At 70.2% G+C, this 19104-nt stretch carries 20 protein-coding genes; 11 read left to right on the top strand and 9 right to left on the bottom strand.

Translation table 11 applies throughout. From position 1 onward, the window contains the following. Positions 1-299: 299 nt before the first annotated feature. The 3 genes from AB0L21_RS12175 to AB0L21_RS12165 form a co-directional block, all read right to left on the bottom strand. Complete coding sequence (locus tag AB0L21_RS12175) at positions 300-986, bottom strand: sigma-70 family RNA polymerase sigma factor (RefSeq protein ID WP_365783703.1); 687 nt, start codon at positions 984-986, stop codon at positions 300-302. A gap of 178 nt (positions 987-1164) precedes the next feature. After that, entirely contained in the window at positions 1165-2076 is a 912-nt protein-coding gene (locus AB0L21_RS12170; RefSeq protein ID WP_365783700.1) for an SGNH/GDSL hydrolase family protein, read from the bottom strand. A gap of 233 nt (positions 2077-2309) precedes the next feature. After that, positions 2310-2897: a VanZ family protein gene (locus AB0L21_RS12165; protein WP_365783698.1), complete on the bottom strand. Its 588-nt coding sequence runs from the start codon at positions 2895-2897 to the stop codon at positions 2310-2312. 151 nt (positions 2898-3048) lie between these two features. On the opposite strand from AB0L21_RS12165, the gene AB0L21_RS12160 reads away from it, so the two are divergent. The 3 genes from AB0L21_RS12160 to AB0L21_RS12150 all read left to right on the top strand — a co-directional run bounded on the left by AB0L21_RS12160 (position 3049) and on the right by AB0L21_RS12150 (position 7089). Next, the gene (locus tag AB0L21_RS12160) at positions 3049-4251 is read left to right on the top strand and encodes a histidine kinase (RefSeq protein ID WP_365783696.1); all 1203 of its coding nucleotides are present in this window, start codon (positions 3049-3051) and stop codon (positions 4249-4251) included. A gap of 8 nt (positions 4252-4259) precedes the next feature. Further along, the gene (locus AB0L21_RS12155; protein ID WP_365783694.1) at positions 4260-4898 is read left to right on the top strand and encodes a response regulator transcription factor; all 639 of its coding nucleotides are present in this window, start codon (positions 4260-4262) and stop codon (positions 4896-4898) included. A gap of 139 nt (positions 4899-5037) precedes the next feature. After that, a complete protein-coding gene (locus AB0L21_RS12150) occupies positions 5038-7089 on the top strand; it encodes an ATP-binding protein (protein WP_365783693.1) in 2052 nt (683 codons plus the stop codon). An 82-nt stretch (positions 7090-7171) separates the two neighbouring features. Here the strand turns inward: AB0L21_RS12150 and AB0L21_RS12145 are convergent, their stop codons facing one another. From AB0L21_RS12145 to AB0L21_RS12135, 3 genes are read right to left on the bottom strand one after another with little or no spacing between them, the layout of a single operon-like run. Then, on the bottom strand, positions 7172-7732 hold the full coding sequence (locus AB0L21_RS12145; RefSeq protein ID WP_365783691.1) for an ABATE domain-containing protein: 561 nt from the start codon (positions 7730-7732) through the stop codon (positions 7172-7174). A gap of 35 nt (positions 7733-7767) precedes the next feature. Beyond that, entirely contained in the window at positions 7768-8961 is a 1194-nt protein-coding gene (locus AB0L21_RS12140) for an aminotransferase class I/II-fold pyridoxal phosphate-dependent enzyme (RefSeq protein ID WP_365783689.1), read from the bottom strand. After that, positions 8958-9425, bottom strand: coding sequence for a DinB family protein (locus tag AB0L21_RS12135; RefSeq protein WP_365783687.1), 468 nt, complete (start codon positions 9423-9425; stop codon positions 8958-8960). The genes AB0L21_RS12140 and AB0L21_RS12135 overlap by 4 nt, the downstream gene beginning before the upstream one ends. A gap of 343 nt (positions 9426-9768) precedes the next feature. On the opposite strand from AB0L21_RS12135, the gene AB0L21_RS12130 reads away from it, so the two are divergent. Further along, a complete protein-coding gene (locus AB0L21_RS12130) occupies positions 9769-10488 on the top strand; it encodes a DUF4232 domain-containing protein (protein WP_365783685.1) in 720 nt (239 codons plus the stop codon). Between the two features lie 338 nt (positions 10489-10826). Here AB0L21_RS12130 and AB0L21_RS12125 read toward each other — a convergent pair whose 3' ends face one another. Further along, positions 10827-11408, bottom strand: a complete 582-nt coding sequence (locus AB0L21_RS12125) for a TetR/AcrR family transcriptional regulator (protein ID WP_365783683.1) — start codon at positions 11406-11408, stop codon at positions 10827-10829. Between the two features lie 195 nt (positions 11409-11603). Between AB0L21_RS12125 and AB0L21_RS12120 the strand changes: the two genes are divergently transcribed. After that, positions 11604-12398 carry an SDR family oxidoreductase gene (locus AB0L21_RS12120; protein ID WP_365701080.1) on the top strand — a complete coding sequence of 265 codons (795 nt, stop codon included), beginning with the start codon at positions 11604-11606 and terminating at the stop codon, positions 12396-12398. Next, positions 12395-12595, top strand: a complete 201-nt coding sequence (locus AB0L21_RS12115) for a hypothetical protein (RefSeq protein WP_365701082.1) — start codon at positions 12395-12397, stop codon at positions 12593-12595. Before AB0L21_RS12120 ends, AB0L21_RS12115 begins: the two co-directional genes overlap by 4 nt. Before the next feature lie 432 nt (positions 12596-13027). Here AB0L21_RS12115 and AB0L21_RS12110 read toward each other — a convergent pair whose 3' ends face one another. Together AB0L21_RS12110 and AB0L21_RS12105 are read right to left on the bottom strand one after the other, a co-directional pair. Further along, entirely contained in the window at positions 13028-13186 is a 159-nt protein-coding gene (locus AB0L21_RS12110; RefSeq protein ID WP_365783707.1) for a hypothetical protein, read from the bottom strand. After that, positions 13110-13472: a PfkB family carbohydrate kinase gene (locus AB0L21_RS12105; RefSeq protein ID WP_365783681.1), complete on the bottom strand. Its 363-nt coding sequence runs from the start codon at positions 13470-13472 to the stop codon at positions 13110-13112. Before AB0L21_RS12105 ends, AB0L21_RS12110 begins: the two co-directional genes overlap by 77 nt. A 256-nt stretch (positions 13473-13728) precedes the next feature. On the opposite strand from AB0L21_RS12105, the gene AB0L21_RS12100 reads away from it, so the two are divergent. The 5 genes from AB0L21_RS12100 (at position 13729) to AB0L21_RS12080 (ending at position 19069) form a co-directional block, all read left to right on the top strand. Beyond that, positions 13729-15081, top strand: a complete 1353-nt coding sequence (locus AB0L21_RS12100) for a sugar ABC transporter substrate-binding protein (RefSeq protein WP_365783679.1) — start codon at positions 13729-13731, stop codon at positions 15079-15081. Between the two features lie 79 nt (positions 15082-15160). Continuing rightward, positions 15161-16123 carry a sugar ABC transporter permease gene (locus AB0L21_RS12095; protein WP_365783677.1) on the top strand — a complete coding sequence of 321 codons (963 nt, stop codon included), beginning with the start codon at positions 15161-15163 and terminating at the stop codon, positions 16121-16123. Continuing rightward, entirely contained in the window at positions 16120-17004 is an 885-nt protein-coding gene (locus tag AB0L21_RS12090) for a carbohydrate ABC transporter permease (RefSeq protein ID WP_365701093.1), read from the top strand. The genes AB0L21_RS12095 and AB0L21_RS12090 overlap by 4 nt, the downstream gene beginning before the upstream one ends. Next, positions 17001-18008, top strand: coding sequence for a zinc-dependent alcohol dehydrogenase family protein (locus tag AB0L21_RS12085; protein ID WP_365783675.1), 1008 nt, complete (start codon positions 17001-17003; stop codon positions 18006-18008). The genes AB0L21_RS12090 and AB0L21_RS12085 overlap by 4 nt, the downstream gene beginning before the upstream one ends. A gap of 26 nt (positions 18009-18034) precedes the next feature. Next, complete coding sequence (locus tag AB0L21_RS12080) at positions 18035-19069, top strand: alcohol dehydrogenase catalytic domain-containing protein (RefSeq protein ID WP_365783674.1); 1035 nt, start codon at positions 18035-18037, stop codon at positions 19067-19069. The last annotated feature ends 35 nt before the right edge of the window (positions 19070-19104 follow it).

Here is a 19104-nt window from a genome sequence, read left to right as displayed (position 1 = left end):
GTGCCGGTGATGACGGCTGCGGCGACGGCTGCGGCGATGGCGGGCAGTGTGATGGCGGGGCGGGGCAGCCGGAGGCGTCGTGTCCTGGTGGTGGTGGGGGTGGTTTCCTGGGTGCGCTGTGTCTGCTCGATGTGTGCCATCAGGTGCTCCTTGTGGTGCTCGTGGCGGCCCGTTGGCAGGTCACGCGCAGTGCGGGACAGCAGCTGTGCGACGGCTTCTTCCCGAGGGCCCGGGCTGTGCCGGGGCGTGTTCGCGCTCATCGGTTTCCTTCCTGTGCGGGCCGGGCGGTGTTGACGCGGTCACCTGGTATCTGTCGGCCGGCCACCCCGGCTTCCCGTTTGCGCCGAACTTTTTCGGATCCCCCGCCGGTACGGTGCGCGCCGGGTGGTGAACGGGGCTGTGCCGGTGTCGGGGACTGCCGCTGCCGGACCGGATGTTCCCGCCAGTTCGGCGTCCGCGAGGAAGCGCAGTTTCTTGCGGGCCCGTGCCAGCCGGGAGGCGACCGTTCCCACGGGGATCCCGAGCGCTTTCGCCGCCGCCTCGTAGTCGAGCCCTTCCCCCACGCACAATGCGATGACCTCGCGTTCGGGTCCGCGCAGGGTGGCGAGCGCCCGGAGTACCACGGCCAGCTCGTGCTGCTCGTCGATCTGCTCGGACACCCCGTCCGCGTGGTCGGGCACATTCGTTCCGGCGGCTGTGTTCGAGAGGACCGCTCGGCGGTAACGCCGGTTGCTGCGCATCTGGTTGCGTGCGGTGTTGGTGGCGATGCCGAGCAGCCATGGCCGCAGCGAGTCGCCTCCGGCATCGATCCTGTCGCGTAGCCGCCAGGCCTCCATGAAGGTGGTGGCCATGACGTCCTCGGCCGTCGACCAGTCGGCGGTCAGACGGAAGGCGTGGTTGTACACGCCGCGGGCATGGCTGTCGAACAACTCGGCGAACGCGGCCGGCTCCCCAGCCCGTAGCCGGGCACGCATGACAACGCTCACTTCTGGGACCTGTCGGATCCTGACCTCAACTTCTCGTGATGTGCCCCATGTTCAGGGCGCGCTCTGGTACACGCGGGCGGCCGTACGACGTCGGGCCGGCCGCATGCGGTAGCCGGTGCGCTGCGAAAATCGGAAGGGGGCTGATGCCCTAAGACATCAGCCCCGTACAGCCGGACGGTTACGGCTTGAGGATCTCCTCGTACGTGGCTGCCGCCATCGCGAACTGGCCGACCGAGTTGGGATGCGCGGCCAGCGTGTTCTCGCCCGGGTTCAAGGACTCGATCCACCGTGTGTCGCGCGGCTGGCACATGTCGTGCCCGACAGTCACGGCATAGGTGTCCGCGAAGCGCACGGCCCTGTCTCCGGCCGTGGCCCGGCGCTGCAACGCCCGGTTGAGCTTCTTCGTGACGTCACGCAGGAAGGCGAAGTCACCCTTGGCGAAGGGGACCTCGGCGCATCCGACGCCGCTGTCGGGGAAGAGGGCCGGGTAGCCGACCACGATCACCTTGGCGTCGGGGCTGCGCCGCCTGATGTCGGTGAGAGCGTCGCGGACACGGCCTTCGACCGTGTTGATGCGTTCGCCGAGCACGTCCTTGCCGCCGGCCGTGAAGTAGTTCTTGCACGGGCTTCCGGCCGGATCCGAGGGGGCCACGAGCGCACATGTGGTCAGCACGTTGGTGAAGCCGAGGTCGTTGCCTCCCAACGTCAGGGTGACCAGCTTGGTGTTGGGAGTGAGGGCGTTCAGCTGCGCGGGCTTGGAGCCCTGCGTGTTCCACAGGGCGGCCGTGGTGGCTCCGGTGCAGGTGACGTTCTTGAAGGTGCGGCCCTTGCCCGCCGACGTTCGGGAGACGACGGCGGCGTAACCGGCGGTGGTGCGGTCGCACTCGACGTCCGTGACGCCGGGAAGCCCGGCGCCGGAGGCGTAGGAGTCGCCGAGCGCTACGTAGTTGGGACCGTCCGCCGAGGACGCGGACGGCGTCTGGGCGAAGGCAGTGGAGGCAGCTCCGGCGGACAGCAGCGTGGCCCCGGCCACGGTGATCGCCGCGAGTGTCCGGTGTGCGGACAGCAACCGGTTGGTGAAGTGCGTCATGGCGCCTCTGAGTCGTGTGGATGATGGAGGAGCGTCACGGCTCCGAGCCGGTGGCGTGTGCCCTATTGCCTGTACGCCCGGAGTCCTGGCGTACGTGGTCCGCCCGTCGCCGGCGCTCCGTCGACCACAACGGTGATGTGCCGTGTCGGGTTCACCGGCGGTGCCGGCCGGTCCCGCGAAGCGCAACATCCCGCTCATCTGGACGCGGACGTAGCTGTCCGCCGCCCGACCGGTCAAGCGACCGTCGTCACGACCGGCCGCCCCGCGGTGGATCCGGGCAGCGCGAAGGCCCGCAGCAGCTCACGTGCCGAGGGCCTGCCGAGGGCGAAGCGCACGAGGACGTAGCCGAACAGGCCGCCCAGCGTGTTGGCGAGCAGGTCGTTGACGTCGACGGCGCGGCCGTTGTGGAAGAGCACGTACGACAGCAACTGCGTCAACTCGATGCACAGGCTCGCCAGCGCGCTCACCCCGACGGCCCGGGCCGTGCTGTTCACCCGTGTGAGGAGGGGCAGCAGCGTACCGAGCGGCATGAACATCAGGATGTTCGGCACCGCGGTCACGTCAGCGGTGACCAGAGGGACGTAGTTCACCTGGTTCGGCCACGGCATCTGGTTGGCGTACCTGCCCCAGGTCACCTCCAGGGGGAAGACCGTGATCGACAGCACGGCCGCGGCGTAGAGGCACGCGGCGGTGCGCAGTACCACGTGCCGGCCCGCCCAGCCGGGACGCGCGCGACGGTGGCGCACGGCGGCCACAGAGAGGAAGACGACGAGGGCGGGGCCCAGGACGTACGTCGCTTCGATGGTCAGGTTCAGGTTCATGTGTCAGCTGCTCCGGGTTCCGACAGGGGATCGGTGGCAACCCTCCCCGGACGCGGTCACCGTGCGGATCCGGCGAAAGACAGGTCTCTCGGACGGCCTCTACGACTTTCGGCAGAGGGCAGGAGGAGCCGGCCGTCCTACCCTTCACCGCATGTCCTCCCCTCGACCTCGGCCGCCGGCCCTCCTACGAGCTGCGGCCACACTGCGGTGGCCCTCCCTGCTCCTTCTCGTGGCGGCCGCCGCACAGCTAGACCTGCGGTGGGGGACCTTCCGCCAGCCGGTCACCGGCCCGTTGCTGGGTCTGTCGGCGATGACGTCGGCCGTCGTCCTCCTCGCACTGCCCTGGATCACGCGGCGTGGCGCGGGTCCCCGGGGCACGGCGTGCGCGGGCCTGGCAGCCGCCGTGGCATCGCTGGCCTTCACCACGGCGGTGCACCTGCGCGCGGGCCACGGCGTGTCCACGGCGTACGGCGCCTGCGAACCGGTCGCGCTGCTGATCGTCCTGGCGTTCACGGCCCGGCACGCCGCAGCCGTCCCCGCGGTGGTGGGGTCGGTGGCGTTGATCGCCGCCGTGGTGTCGCGCCCTCTCGCGGTGGAGGTCCGCGAGGGCAGCGTCATCGTCGCCTTCGTCTCGACGCTGATCGCCGTGGCCGTGGCGGGCGCCGCCGTGACCGCCCGGCTCGTCGTGGCCGACCGGCGGCAACGGGAGTACCGCATCCGCCTCGAACAACGTGTGCGGCTGGCCAGGGACCTCCATGACTACGTCGCCCATCATGTGACGGGCATCGTGGTCCAGGCCCAGGGCGCCGGTGCCATCGCCGACAAGCGGCCCGACCTCGTGCCGGCCGCCCTGCGCCGCATCGAGGACACCGGCGCGGAGGCGCTCGTGTCCCTGCGCCGCATGGTCGGCGCGCTCAGGGCGGACGATCCGGGTGCCCCGCTTACCCCTCCCGGCGGCATGACCGCCGTACGCGACCTGGTAGCGGAGTTCGGCGCCGCCGGCGTGTCCGTGCGACTTGTCGAGGACGGGCCCACCGAGCGGCTTCCGACGGACGCGGTCGACATCGTCCACCGCGTGGTGATGGAAGCCCTGACCAACATCCGCAAGCACGCTCCCGCCTGCCGCACGGTGACCGTGCGGGTGCAGGTCGAACAGCGGCACGTGGTCGTCTCGGTCGACAACGACGGAGCGGCCAGGCCTTCTGCCCCGCCCGGCTACGGCCTCACGGGTCTCAGGGAGCGGGTGACCAGTGCGGGGGGCAGTCTGCGCACCGGTGCCGGCACCGACGGGGCCTGGCAGGTCCACGCACGCCTGCCATTGCCCCTCCCGCTCTCCCCGGCGGGCGCCGCGTGATCCGGACCATGGTCGTGGACGACCAGGCCATCGTCCGCACCGGCATGGCCATGATCCTGTCCGTCGAGGACGACATCACCATCGTGGCCGAGGCGGAGGACGGCGTGCAGGCCGTCGACCTGGCCGCACGCCACCACCCCGACGTCATCCTCATGGACATCCGCATGCCCCGCCTTGACGGCCTCGGCGCCCTGCGAGCCCTGACCCGGCCGGGCGCGCGTCACACGCCGAGAGTCGTGATGGTGACGACGTTCGATGACGACGAGTACGTCACCCGGGCCCTTCAGTCCGGTGCCTGCGGCTTCGTCCTCAAGGACTCCGGCCCCCGCCTCCTGGCCGAGGCGGTACGCGCGGCGGCGGCCGGCGACTCGCTCATCAGCCCCGCCATCACCGTCCGTCTGCTGGAACGGATGATGCGGACGCCCCCCGCGCGAGGCGCGGAAGCGGACCTCTCACCGCGCGAGTTCGACGTCGTCCGCCTGGTGGCCCACGGGCTGACCAACGCTGAGATCGCCGGCGCGCTCTGCATCACCGTGGGCACAGTGAAGACGCACCTGACCAACATCCAGGCCAAGTTGTCGACCTGCAACCGTGTGGAGATCGCCGCGTGGGCCTGGCGGAACGGCTACGCCCACCATGAGACGTGACGGCGCCGGCGACCATGTGCCTTCTCGGGGACAAGCGATTCACCGTGTCAGGGGATCGGATCGCGTGCCTGCACCGCCGCGTGGACACTTCGGCGGTGCCCAGACCTTCGAGCAGGTCCGGTGTTCCTAACATGTGTACGTGACAACTGACTCCGGAAGCCTGGGGAACCGCCTGCGGGCCGCGCGGAACCGGACGTTCGTGGGGCGGTCCGAGGAAGTGGACCGTTTCCGCGCCGCCCTCGACGGCGCCCAGGGCGCGGGCCCGGTCCTCTACGTCCACGGGTCAGGCGGCGTGGGCAAGTCGACGCTGCTTCGCCGGTTCGAGGACGAGGCGCGCCGGGCAGGCCGCCGGATCGTGTGGGTGGACGGCCACCGGGTGACCCCGTCCCCGGCCGGTTTCCTGGCCGAGGCGACCGACGCCGTCACAGGCCCGGGCGTCGTGTTGTTCATCGACGGGTTCGAACGCTGCCAGGGCCTGGAAGGCTGGCTGCGGGACCGCTTCCTGCCCGGCCTGCGCGAGGACGCCGTCGTGGTCGTGGCGGGACGACGTCCGCCGAGCGCCGAATGGCTGTGCGACCTGGCCTGGAGCGATCTGCTGGAGGTGCTCCCGCTCGGGTCGCTGGACCGGCCCACGGCCACCGCCCTGCTGGAGCGGCGCGGGGTGGGTCCGGCACGGCGCGAGGCCATCCTGGCCTTCGCGGACGGTCACCCGCTCGCGCTGAGCCTGGCCGCCTCGGTGACGCAGGCCGGTACTGCGGACACCTCGCAGTGGGCCCCCGGACCCGACATGATCGCCAATCTTCTGTCCGCGCTCGTGGGAGAGCTGCCCTCCCGTGACCACCGACTCGCCCTGGAGACCGCCGCCCACGTGCTCACCACGACCGAGACACTGCTGGGAGCGGTGATCGGGGAGGACCGGGCCGCCGAGATGTTCACCTGGCTTCGGGCGCTGCCGTTCGCCGAGTACGGCCGCCAGGGCCTGTTCCTGCACGAGCTGGTGAGCGAGGTCCTGGATCAGGACTTCCGCTGGCGAGACCCCGACAGCTACGAACAGATGCACGTCCGCACCGGTCACCACCTGCTCCAGCGGGCCAGGACCGCCTCCGAGACGGAGGCGATGACCGCGATCCGCGCGCTGACCTACCTCAAGCGGTACGGGCCGATGGAGCCGTACTTCAAGAGGATCGACCGGGAGGGAGACGCCTACGAGGACGTCCTGCGGCCGCACGACCACGAGCGGGCGGTCCGGATGACCCTGGAGACGGAAGGTCCTCGTTCCGCGGACATCGTCCGCTTCTGGCTCCAGGAGCAGCCCGGCGCGTTCCGCATGTACCGCAGCGCTCAGACGGGTGAACTCGTCGCTTTCATGCTGTGGTTGCGGCTGACCGATCCGCAGGTGGGGGGCAGCCTGGATCCGGTCGTCGCACAGGCGTGGGCCGGTGTCGCGCAACGGGGTCCGCTGCTGCCCGACCAGCACCTGCGGATCAGCCGTTTCATGATCTACCCGGGAGCCTATGGAGAGATATCGAGCGTCGGGCACCTGATGCAACTGCGCATCTGCAGCGACTGGATCCGGTCCCGCGGCCTGGCCTGGTCCTTCATCACCACGCCGGACGCGCAGTTGTGGGGACCGTTGATGGACCACCTCGGTCACGAGGAGATGTTCCGTACGCCGTGGGAGCAGGGCCGTACCTTCACCACCTTCGCGTGCGACTGGCGGGTGACGCCGTTGGAGGTCTGGTTCGACCGGACGCAGCCGGGGGCGCTCACCGAAGCCCCCGCCGTGCCGGAGCCGGAGGGGGCGCCGGCCAAGCCCCTGACGAGAACGGAATTCGACGCGGCCGTACGGCAGGCGCTGCGGGACCTCCACCGGCCCGACGCCCTGCGCGGCAGCGCCCTCTTCTCCAGCCGGCTGTGCACCCGGTTCGGCTGGACGACACAGCAGGACCCGGTGGCGGCCCTGCGGCACACCCTGGTGGGCGCCGTGGACGAGGTGCGGCGGGACGCCAGGTCGGGCAGGCAGCACCGGGCGCTGGCCGCCACCTACCTGCGTCAGACGGCCACCACCCAGGAAGCGGCCGCGGCACGGCTCGGGCTGCCGTACAGCACGTACCGCCGGCATCTGACCGAAGGGCACAAGCGGCTCTGCGAGGTGCTGTGGCACTGGGAACTCGGCGGAAGGGCCGGTTAGACGACGGCCGGCTCGCCGGAGCGAGGCCACCGTGCTGCCCCGTCTCGGCAGGCCGGAACGCCCGCTCGGCGGCCGGAAGCGGTCAGTGCGCGGTCTGCTGGCGCCGCTTGCGGTAGTTGGCCACCTTGTGCCGGTTCCCGCACTCGGCCATGCCGCACCAGCGCCGGTTGGCGGACCGCGAGAGGTCTACGAAGAGGCGGGTGCAGTCCTCGTTCGAACATTCCCGTACGCGGGTGAAGTCGGCGCCGCCGAGCAGATCGACTGCGTCCCGGGCCACCGCGCCGAGCACCTCGTCGACGCCCCCGGTACGGATCAGGTGACCGTTCCCGTCGAGCTGGTGCCTCGGCAGCGGCAAACGGGCCGCCTCGTTCACCTCGGCGAGCGCGTCCCGCACCTCGGTGTCCGCGGCCGGCGTCGGGGGCCACGCGCGAACCAGCGTGTACACGGCTTCCCTGAGGCGGCACGTCCTCGACAGGGCGCGGGGGTCCAGTGGACCGGGCGCGTCGAGCAGGCCCGCCTGCTGGATCCAGCGTCCCAGGTCGGCAGGGGAGCGCAGCAGTTCGATGCGCCGGCTCCGCCGCCACAGCAGGGTGCCCGCGAGGTCCAGGGACAGCCGTCCGCTGACAAAGACGAAGTCATCCACACCCTCATGGTGCCAGCTGGTCTCCGGCACCGCCGTCACCGCTCCCGCCCGCCCAGGGCCCCGGCGATGCGGCCGAGGATCTCCTCCAGCACCTGCTGCGAGGTGGCGAAGTTCAGCCGCAGGAACCCCTCGGCCTGAGGACCGAAGGGGTCGCCGCCATCGAGCAGGACCCGGCCGTCCCTGAGCACCTTCTCCACCGGCGGCTCGCCCAGGCCGAGCGGCCGGGTGTCCAGCCACGCCAGGTAGGTGGCCTCGGGCAGGTGGTGGCGGACCTGCGGGAGCCGGTCGCGCAGCACCTCGTGGACGCGCCGGCGATTGCGGTCCAGCACGGTCAGCAGATCGCGCTGCCAGGCGTCGCCGTGCTCCCACGCTGCCAGGGTGGCGACGACACCGAGCGGTGAGACAGTGCCGTACAGGTCGGGCGGCTGCGCGTCGCGCAGCGCGAGGAGGCGGTCCGGGCCGTAGTGCGTCACGGCACAGCGGATGGCGGCCAGGTTGAACGCCTTGGTCGCGGAAGTCAACGTGACCGTGCGGCGCGCTGCGTCGTCGGACAGGCTCGCGAAAGGGATGTGCCTGTGGGGCGCGTAGGTCAGCTCGGCGTGGATCTCGTCGCTGATGACGAGCAGATCGTGCCGGCCGGCGATGGCGGCCATCTCGGTGAGTTCGTCGTACGTCAGCGCCCGGCCGGTGGGGTTGTGCGGGTTGACCAGGAGGAGCACTTTGCAGGCGGACCGCTTCACCGCGGTGTCCAGGGCGGCGAAGTCCATGCGCCAGCCATCGTCGGTGTCTTCCATCGGGACGGGAACGATGCGCCGGTTCATCGTCCGCAACGTCGCCAGGAACGGCGGGTAGTTGGGGACCTGCACCGCCACCGCGTCGCCCTCCGACGTGGCGAGGTGGAGGACGAGTTGCAGGCACTGGATGAGGTCGGTCTGCTCGCGCACCCGGTGCGCCGACGCGGCCCATCCATAGCGCTCGGCCATCCGTTTCGCGAAGGCGGTGCGCAACGGACTGCCGTCCGGCCAGTCCGGATAACCGAGATCGCACCGGTCGACGGCCTCGTGCAGTGCGGCCACCACCGGCGGCGGGGTGGGAAAGTCCATGTCGGCCACCCACGCCGGCAGGACGTCCCGCTCCGGGCGGTGCCACTTCACGCTGCCGCGAGCGCGCAGCCAGTCGAGGCCGAGATCGTCGAACCCGGGAACGCTCCGAGCCGGTGCGGCATTCATGCCGGATCCCCCGCTCGCAGCAGATCACGGGTGATCTCCACCTGCCCATGATGCTGGGCCAGTTCCTCCAGTACGTGCAGCTGTACGCCCCGCACGCTCAGGGGACGGTCCGGCCCCTCGAACTCGGCAGGCGGCGCGTTGCGCGGCGACTCGGACGGCGTCGCCTCACGCAGGTCCGCCTCCAGACGTGCGAAGAGCGCGTCGACCTCGTTCCGCAGGCGCCGCACGTCCCCCTCCGCCGTGAACTCGGAGGGACGGTCGCGGTCGACGCGCCGCCCCGCGACGACGTGGCCCAGCCAGTAGTCGGCCACGCCGACGCAGTGGTACGCGATGGCGTAGGGGGAGTTGGCGCCGGGCAGGGCCGGCGCGGTGTTGCCGAGGTCGTCACCCAGTTCCTCCAGTGCGCCGAGCATCCCGTCGAAGGCGCGCCGAAGGAAATACAGGTATTCGTCGTGCTCGTGCACGGTGCCTCCCTGTCCGTTGGAGACACCAGCATCGTCAACGGAGCAACACCTGTCAAGATGGTGTCAACTGAGGGTTGAATCGCCTCATCAGGGTGGGTAGAGCTGACCAAATAGGTGTTCACGGTCCACGAGGTAACTTACTTACTGGGTGTCTGTAGAGGGGTGATCGGCCGGGCGGCTGGCGACGATCGCGCAGGACCGGACGTGTTCTGTCACAGGCGTGTCTCAGGGCCGTGCCCAAGCTGCCACCGCGTCGAACTGATCCGTGGAAGCTCCCGTCGTGCTGATCGAAGAGGCGATCACTAGGGCGCGGTCACGCGCTCGCCGACTGAGGAGACATCTCATGAACCACCGCTTCCGTACCGCGTTCGCTGTTTCGGCCGCGCTCGGCGCCGGGCTGCTGATGACGGCCTGCCAGGGGGACCCCAGTGCCACCGGCACCACCTCGGCGAAGACGGTCGCCGGTTCGGCGGCAACGGCAACGTCCTCTCCCGCGCCGGCGCCCAGCGCCGGCGAGGCCGGCGGTTCGGGCGGCCAGGAGAGCCGGACGAGCGGGACCGCGGCGGGCGCCTCCCGCAGCGGTGGCACCACCGGCGGCACTGCCGGTGGCACGGGCTCGGGCCGGGTCTCCAAGGACAGCGGTGCCGCCGACAAGACCGGGTACGGCCAGGGCTGCGGGTCCAACGACCTGCGCTGGTCGGCCAAGTCGATGACGCAGGCCGGCGGTTACATCCAGATCAGTGTCAGCGCCAAGCCCGGTATCACCTGTGTGCTGCCGGCGGGACTGCCGGTGGTCGCTTTCGGCTCCGGGGGTACGCAGGCCCACCCGGCCGAGCAGTCGGCGGGTCCGGAGATCACCCTGAGCGGTGGCAAGACGGTCTACGCCGGTGTGAACCCGAAGACCACGAACAACGACTACGGCACGGAGTACGGCACGGTCATCGTGTCGGTCAGCGACGGCGACCCCCACCCCGTCTCGCTGCCGATCGGGAACACTCTGGTCGACAAGCCCGTGGTGACGAACTGGCACACGAACCCGGCGGACGCCGTTCCCGCCGGCTGAACGGCCAGGGGGAAGCCATCACACCGCACTGGGGTGCCTGACGAGGTCGTTCGGGCGGCCTGGCCCACCGCCCGCGAACACCTGGCCGTAGGTCGCGGCTCTATTCGCAGGACCTCGTCCTATGCCGCTGCTCCCAGCCTCGGCGGGAACCGCTCCCGTCGGCAGGCATTCCCCGGCCCGGACGCCATGCCGCGCCGAGGTAAGGGCGGCATGGCCGCCTGCGCCGGCGAACGAGTGGAGCCGCGGAACCGGGGCTGCTTGACACTCGACTTCGTCAGAGCCTCTTACGTCGGGTGCGAACGGTCACGACTGAGCGTTGGCCGTGCCGGTTGGCGGGCTCAGTGGGGGGCGGGCAGCCGCGCGTCGAGGAGCTGTTCGGCCAGCTGGGTCATGTGGTCACCGGGGGCGTCGGTTCCCAGGGCCGCTGCCAGGACCTGTGCGCCGTCGAGAATGACCAGGAGCTTGCCGGCCGTGTCCTCGGGATCCGGGTCGCCGGCCTCACGTAGCTGGTCGCGCAGCCAGGTCTGCACTTCCGTCTTGTGTGCGATGGCGGCCGTGTGGGCCGGATGGTCCGGGTCGGGGAACTCGCTGGTGATGTTGAGCGTGGCGCAGCCGCGGTAACCAGGGGTGGCCATGTCCCGGCGGGTGAGGTCGAACAGGGCCCGGATCCTCGCGCGGGCGTCTGGGGCGCCGGCGGCGGCTTCGCGCAGGCGCTGCCACCAATGCTCGTTGCGGGTGACGAGGTAGGCGGTGACCAGCTCGTCCTTGGTCGCGAACTGGCGATAGAGCGTTGCGTTGGCCACCTCGGCGCTGCTGATGACCAGGTCCATGCCGACCGCGCGGACCCCCCGTGTGTAGAAGAGGTCGCCTGCGACTTCCAGGATGTGCCGCCGCGTGTCTTCGGCCGAGCGTCGCGCCACGGCGGGTCCTCCTCAGGTCGGGGCGAAGGCCAGGGTCGCGGCCGGCTCCATTATGAGACGGAACGTTCTCACTATCAAGGTTGACGAGAGAGAACGATCCGTCTCATAGTGAGTGAGAACGTTCCGTCTCAATCGGAAGGCGCAGGCGACTGGCCTCTCCGACCGGCTCACTGCCGGACTATCTAGGGAAACACCATGCAAATCGACTTCACCGGCCGCACCGCGCTGATCACCGGCTCGACGCTGGGTATCGGCCTGGCCACTGCTGAGGCGTTCGCCCGTGCCGGGGCCCGCACCGTCCTCAACGGCCGCGACGAGGCCCGCCTGAAGGCGGCGGCCGACGGCATCCGCGAGCGCGTGCCCGGCGCAGACCTCGTCACCGTGGCCGCGGACGTGGCCACGGCCGAAGGCGCTCAGGCGCTGCTGGAGGCGGTCCCGGAGGTTGATGTCCTGGTCAACAACACCGGTATCTTCGCCTCCACCCCGGTTCTGGAGATCCCCGACGAGGAGTGGCGCCGCTTCTTCGAGGTCAATGTCCTCAGTGGCGTACGGCTTGCCCGTCAGTACATGCCCGGCATGATGGCGCGCGGCTTCGGCCGCATCGTGTTCGTCTCCAGCGAGACGGCCATCGACACCCCCCTGGACATGGTCCACTACGGCATGACCAAGACCGCCCTGCTGGCGGTGGCCAGCGGCCTGGCCAAGGCCGCGGCCGGCACCGGTGTCACCGTCAACTCGGTGCTGCCCGGCCCCACCCACACCGAAGGCATCGAGGAATACATCACCGCCCTCATCCCCGAGGCGGAGTCCTTCGACGCGGCGCAGCGCGAGTTCATCGCCCGCTTCCGCCCGACGTCTCTGATCCAGCGGCTGATCGAGCCCTCTGAGGTCGCCGATCTCATCCTCTTCACCAGTTCCGACCGGGCCTCGGCCACCACCGGCGCGGCACTGAAGGTCGAAGGAGGCACCCTCACCTCCCTCACCCCGTGACGCGCGAACGGCACATCCGGTCGGGTCGTCTCCCGCCCCGCCGGGTGTGCCGCCGAGAACACTTCGAGTGCCTGGACGTCGACGGCGAAGCGGTCGGCATCAAACTCGGCACCTTCCTGGACAACACCCACCGCCGGGCCGACAAGCTCACCCCCGAACGGCGTGCAGAGTTTGACCGGCTCGGGGTGCGCTGGTAGCCGGACCGGACGCCACGGGCCGCACAATGCCGCACGCCCTGGCCGGAGCACGGCAGTTCCAGGTCCGGCATCGGGGCCGACGGTGCAGGCTGGCGGTGCGCGTCCCGGGCCTCGCGCCAGGCGGTTCGGGCCCCGGGGCGGTCAGGTGGGCGGAGGTGGTCTCACCGGCGCCGGCGTCCGCAGGGCGGCGGTCGCGCTTGTTCGTGGTGGAGGTCAACACCAAGAGTGGCATCAAGGAGTACCCGAAGAGCTCCGAGAGCCGCCGCGAGGTCCCGCTCCCGCCTCACACCCTGGAGGCGCTCGAGCGTCACATCCACCGGCTCGACCGTGACGCGCGGGTCTTCACCACCATCACCAAGGGCCGGGCCGGCCGCCGCCTCGACGACGCGACTGGCGCCGACAGGACTGGTGGCCGGCCGTCGACGGCGCCTCCTACTTCGACAGCGACGGCGAGCAGCAGCCCGTCCCGCACTGTCCGCCCCATTCCATGCGCCACACCTGCGCCTCGTGGTGTTCAGGGCGCAGGCCGCGGTCGGCGGTGCCGTTCGCGTGGCAGGAGTAGGCGGCCGACCCGTCCTCGCGCAGATGCACGGCGGTGAGAGTGGGGGGCGGACGCAGGCAGCGCACGGGTGAGCCGGGTGCCGGATGCCGCGAGGTGCGCGCGCAGGAGATCGCCGAAGTGGTCGTCGGAGATGCGCGCGAGCAGTGCCGTGGGGACTCGGAGCCGGCCGAGACCGGCGGCGACGTTGAGGCAGGAGCCGCCCGGGCGCGGCTGGAAGGCCGCGGCACCATCGGCCGTGCGGGCGGGGGTGAGGTCCGCCAGCGCGTCTCCGGCGACGACGGCAGGCTGGTCTGCGGGTTCCGGTCTGGCGCTCATGTGCGTTCCTCCGGGACAGCGGCGGCAAGGCCGAGGGCTGGGGCTGGGCTGTTCGGTGGAGTTCCGTAGCCCCTCAGAGACCGCTTGACGATAAGTCTCAAGCGATTTTCTCGCAAGATGTGTTAACAACGGGGCAGTCTCCTGCTAATAATTCGGCAACGCGCCCGACTCCCCAAGGACGCATCCGCACCCTTGCTCGACCCGCCGCGCCTCAGTCGAGGCCCCGGCGAACCCGCACGAGAGGTCCTCCCGTCACATGGCATCGACCAGATACGCCCTCATAGCCGGCGCCGCCGCCACCGCCCTGCTCGCCACCGCCTGTTCCGGAGCCGGAGCGGGAGGGTCCTCGGGCGGAGGGAAGAGCATCAACGTCCTCATGGTCGGCAACCCGCAGATGGAGGACATCGCGAAGCTGACCAAGGACAACTTCACCAAGCAGACCGGGATCAAGGTCAACTTCACGGTCCTGCCCGAGAACGAGCTGCGCGACAAGGTCACCCAGGACATCGCCACCCAGGCCGGCCAGTACGACGTCGCCACCATCGGCGCCTACGAGGTGCCCATCTGGGAGAAGAACGGCTGGCTGCACGACCTGGGCTCGTACGCCGACAAGGACAAGGGCTTCGACAAGGCCGACCTGCTCAAGCCGATGGTGCAGTCGCTCACGGGATCGGACGGCAAGCTCTACGCCCTGCCGTTCTACGGCGAGTCCTCGATGCTCATGTACAACAAGGACGTCATGAAGGCGAAGGGCATCACGGTGCCCGAACGGCCGACCTGGCAGCAGATCGCCGACATCGCGGCCGAGGTCGACGGCGCAGAGCCCGGCATGAAGGGCATCTGCCTGCGTGGTCTGGCCGGCTGGGGCGAGCTGGGTGCGCCGCTGACGTCCATGGTCAACACCTTCGGCGGTACCTGGTTCACCAAGGACTGGAAGGCGCAGGTCAACAGCGGCGGCTTCAAGGAGGCCACGAAGTTCTACGTCGACCTGGTCCGCGAGCACGGTGAGGCCGGCGCCCCGCAGGCCGGGTTCACCGAGTGCCTGAACGCGCTGAGCCAGAAGAAGGTCGCGATGTGGTACGACGCGACCAGCGCGGCCGGGTCGCTGGAGGACCCCGCCTCCAGCAAGATCGCCGGCAACGTCGGCTACGCCTACGCACCGACCGTCAAGACGGACAGCAGCGGCTGGCTGTGGGCCTGGTCGTGGGCCATGCCCAAGACCACGAAGAACGCCGACGCCGCCGCGCAGTTCATGCTGTGGGCCTCCAGCAAGAAGTACGAGAACCTCGTCGGCGAGAAGCTCGGCTGGGCGCGTGTCCCGGCCGGCAAGCGGGCCAGCACGTACGAGATCCCGGAGTACAAGAAGGCCGCCGCCTCCTTCGGTGACATCACCCTGAAGTCCATCGAGGGCGCCGACCCGGCCAACCCGGGCGTCCAGCCCCGGCCGACCGTGGGCATCCAGTACGTGGCCATCCCCGAGTTCCAGGACCTGGGCACCAAGGTGACCCAGGAGATCTCCGCCGCCATCGCCGGCAAGACCAGCGTGGACAAGGCACTGAACGACGGCCAGAAGCTGGCCGAGGAAGTCGCCAAGACCTACCAGAAGTGACCTTCAGCGCCCGGCCGGCCCCTGAGCCGGCCGGGCGCCGCTTCCCCGACCCCGGCCTTCACCGGCAGAGGAACCATTCATGACCACGCTCACCGCACCCCCCAAGACAGCATCGCCACCCGTCCGGCCCCGGAAGTCCTCGGGCGCGGCCGCCAAGTGGAAGCGCCGCATCCCGCTGCTGCCCGCGCTGATTTTCACCATCGTCGTCACGCAGCTGCCCTTCGTGGCCACGTTGATCATCTCCACCTTCCAGTGGAACATCCTCAGGCCGGGCGAGAGGCACTTCGTCGGTCTGTCCAACTTCTCGTTCGTCTTCACCGACGAGCGGCTGCGCACGGCCGTGCTCAACACCGTCGTGCTCACCGCGTCTGTGGTGATCATCAGCGTGATCCTCGGACTCGGTCTGGCGATGCTCCTCGACCGCCGGTTCGCCGGCCGTGGGCTGGCGCGCACGCTGCTCATCGCCCCGTTCCTGGTCATGCCGGTCGCGGCGGCGCTGCTGTGGAAGCACGCCATCTACAACCCCGACTACGGACTGCTCAACGGCACCCTCAACGCCGTCTACCGGTTGTTCGGCGCGGACAACGGCCCCACGGTCGACTGGATCTCCTCCTACCCGATGCCTGCCGTCGTGGTGTCGCTGGTCTGGCAGTGGACCCCGTTCATGATGCTGATCCTCCTGGCCGGCCTGCAGGCGCAGCCCGGTGACGTCCTGGAGGCGGCCCGCATGGACGGCGCCTCCGCGTTGCAGACCTTCCGCCACATCACGCTGCCGCACCTGCGCCAGTACATCGAGCTGGGCGTCCTGCTCGGCACGATCTACGTCGTGCAGACCTTCGACGCGGTCTTCACCATCACCCAGGGCGGCCCCGGCTCCCAGACCACCAACCTGCCCTACGAGATCTACCTGACCATGTTCCGCAAGTACGAGTACGGCGAGGCAGCCGCCGCCGGTGTCGTCGTCGTCCTCGGCGCGTTCGTCATCGCGACCTTCGCGCTGCGCACCATCGCGTCGCTGTTCCGCGAGGAGGTTTCCCGATGACCCATGCCGCAGTCGCCGCGCCCGGGGCGAGGCTCAAGAAGCTCCTTCGCCGTAAGGACGACCATGGCGGTGCGCCCAGGCTGTCGCCGCTGTGGACGTTCGTCGCCTGGCTCGCCACGCTGGCGTTCTTCGCGCCCGTGGCGTGGATGGTGCTCACCTCCTTCCACCAGGAGGCGGACGCGGCGACCAACCCGCCGACCCCGTTCGCGCCGCTCACCTTCGACCAGTACGAGCTGCTGTTCAGCCGGGACATCACCCCGTTCCTTCTCAACTCGGTCATGGCCAGTGTTCTTTCGACGCTGCTGGTGCTCGCCCTGGCGGTGCCGGCGGCCTATGCGCTGTCCATCAAGCCGGTCGAGAAGTGGACCGACGTGATGTTCTTCTTCCTGTCCACCAAGTTCCTCCCCGCCATCGCCGCCCTCCTGCCGGTGTACCTGATCGTCAAGGACGCCGGGACGCTGGACAACGTGTGGACCCTGGTCATCCTCTACACCGCCATGAACCTCCCGATCGCGGTCTGGATGATGCGCTCCTTCCTCGCCGAAGTCCCCAAGGAGATCCTCGAAGCGGCCGAGGTCGACGGCGCTGGCCTGCTCACCGTGCTGTGGCGGGTCGTCGCGCCCGTCGCCATGCCCGGACTCGCCGCCACCTCGCTGATCTGCTTCATCTTCAGCTGGAACGAGTTCATGTTCGCCGTGAACCTCACCGCGACGAAGGCGTCCACCGCGCCGGTCTTCCTGGTCGGCTTCATCACCAACGAGGGCCTGTTCCTGGCCCGGCTGTGCGCGGCGGCCACGCTCGTGTCGCTGCCCGTCCTCATCGCCGGTTTCGCCGCCCAGGACAAGCTCGTCCGCGGCCTCTCCCTGGGAGCGGTGAAGTGAGGGCGGCCGTCATCACCCAGCCCGGGGACATCGAGATCGCCACCGTCGAGGACCCCGCTCCCGGCCCGCGCGAGGTCGTCGTCGAGGTCGCGGCCACCGGGCTGTGCGGCACGGATCTGCACATCCTCCAGGGGGAGTTCGCCCCGCAGTTGCCCATCATCCCCGGCCACGAGTTCGCCGGGGAGGTCGTGGCCCTCGGCAGCGAGGTCACCGAACTCGCGCACGGCGACCAGGTCGCCGTGGACCCGTCGCTGTACTGCTTCGAGTGCCACTACTGCCGCCTCGGCCACAACAACCTCTGCGAACGCTGGGCTGCCATCGGCGTCACCCGCCCGGGCGCCGCCGCCGAGTACGCCGTGGCGCCCGTCGCCAACTGCGTACGACTGCCCGACCACGTGGACGTCCAGGACGCGGCCCTGATCGAGCCGCTGTCCTGCGCGGTGCGCGGCTACGACGTCCTGCGCAGCCGCCTCGCCTCCCGCGTGCTCGTCTACGGCGCCGGAACCATGGGCCTGATGATGCTCCAGCTCGCCAAGGCCACTGGCGCGGCGAGCGTCGACGTCGTCGACATCAACGCCGAACGCCTGGCCACGGCATGGCAGTTGGGCTGCTCCGCCGGTGCCGCGTCCGCCGACGAGCTCGACCGGCCGCCCTACGGTTGGGATCTGGTCGTCGACGCCACCGGCAACGCCAAAGCGATCCAGGACGCCCTCGGCCGGGTGGGCAAAGGCGGCACATACCTGCAGTTCGGGGTCGCCGACTACGCCGCCCGGGCCACCATCGAGCCGTACAGGATCTACAACCAGGAGATCACGATCACCGGCTCCATGGCCATCCTGCACAGCTTCGAACGCGCCGCGGACCTCTTCGCCACCGGTGTCATCGACCCGCGCGTCTTCATCAGCGACCGCCTCCCGCTGGCGGCGTTCCCGGACGCGGTCGCCCGCTTCCAGGCAGGCACCGGCCGCAAGATCCAGATCCAGCCCGGCCTCGCCACCGCGTGAACGCCCGAACCGAACGGAACACCCACATGACCGAGCAGATCCGCCGCGTTCTCGTCCGCTCCCTCGACGACATCACCCTCGAGGAGGTGCCCGCCCCCGTCCCCGGGGACGACGAACTCCTGCTGCGCACCACCGTCGTCGGCGTGTGCGGCTCCGACACCCATGCGGCGGCCGGCCACCACCCCTTCATCGACCTGCCCTACCGCCCCGGCCACGAGGCAGTCGGCGTAGTCGCCGCGGCAGGGAAGGGAGCCGAGGACTTCGCGCCCGGCGACCGGGTGATCATCGAGCCCAACCTGTACTGCGGCCGGTGCCCCCAGTGCCGCTCCGGCCGCTACAACATCTGTCAGGAGTTGAAGGTGTTCGGCTGCCAGACGCCCGGCGCCATGGCCGACCTGTTCACCATCGCGGCCGACCGCGTCCACCGCGTTCCCGACGGCATGACCGACATCGAGGCCGCCCTCGTCGAACCCCTGGCCACCCCGGTGCACGCCGTGGCGAAGGCAGGTGACCTCACCGGACGCACGGTCGTCGTGCTCGGCGCCGGACCCATCGGTCTGCTCCTCCTCGCCGCCGCCCGGCACGCCGGCGCCGCGAGGATCGCCGTCACCGACCTGCTGCCGGGCAAGCGGGACCGCGCCCTGCGTCTCGGAGCCGACGCGGCCCTGCCCGCCGACGCCCCCGACCTCGCCGACCAGGCCGACGCGGCGCTCGGCGGACCGGCCGACGTGGTCTTCGACTGCGTGGCGCGCGAACAGTCCATCGCCCAGGCCACCGACCTGGTCACCAAGGGCGGCACGATCATCGTCGTCGGCGTCGGCGCCGCAGGGAGCACCCCCGTCCGCCTCGACCTGATCCAGGACCGGGAGATCCGCGTCGAGGGCACCCTGATGTACACCGGCGACGACTACCGCACCGCGATGGCCCTGATCTCTTCCGGCGTCATCGACACCGCCGAGATCGTCACCGCCACCTACCCGCTTCAGGACGCCGCCAAGGCGTTCGCCGCATCCGTCGATCCCGAACAGGTCAAGGTGCTGGTCACGGTGGACGGACCCTAGCCCACGGCCACGCAGGCGGGGACGCAGACATGGAC

The sequence above is a fragment of the Streptomyces sp. NPDC052721 genome, from assembly GCF_040678315.1.
GTDB lineage: Bacteria > Actinomycetota > Actinomycetes > Streptomycetales > Streptomycetaceae > Streptomyces.
This window is presented reverse-complemented; position numbering and strand designations above follow the sequence as displayed.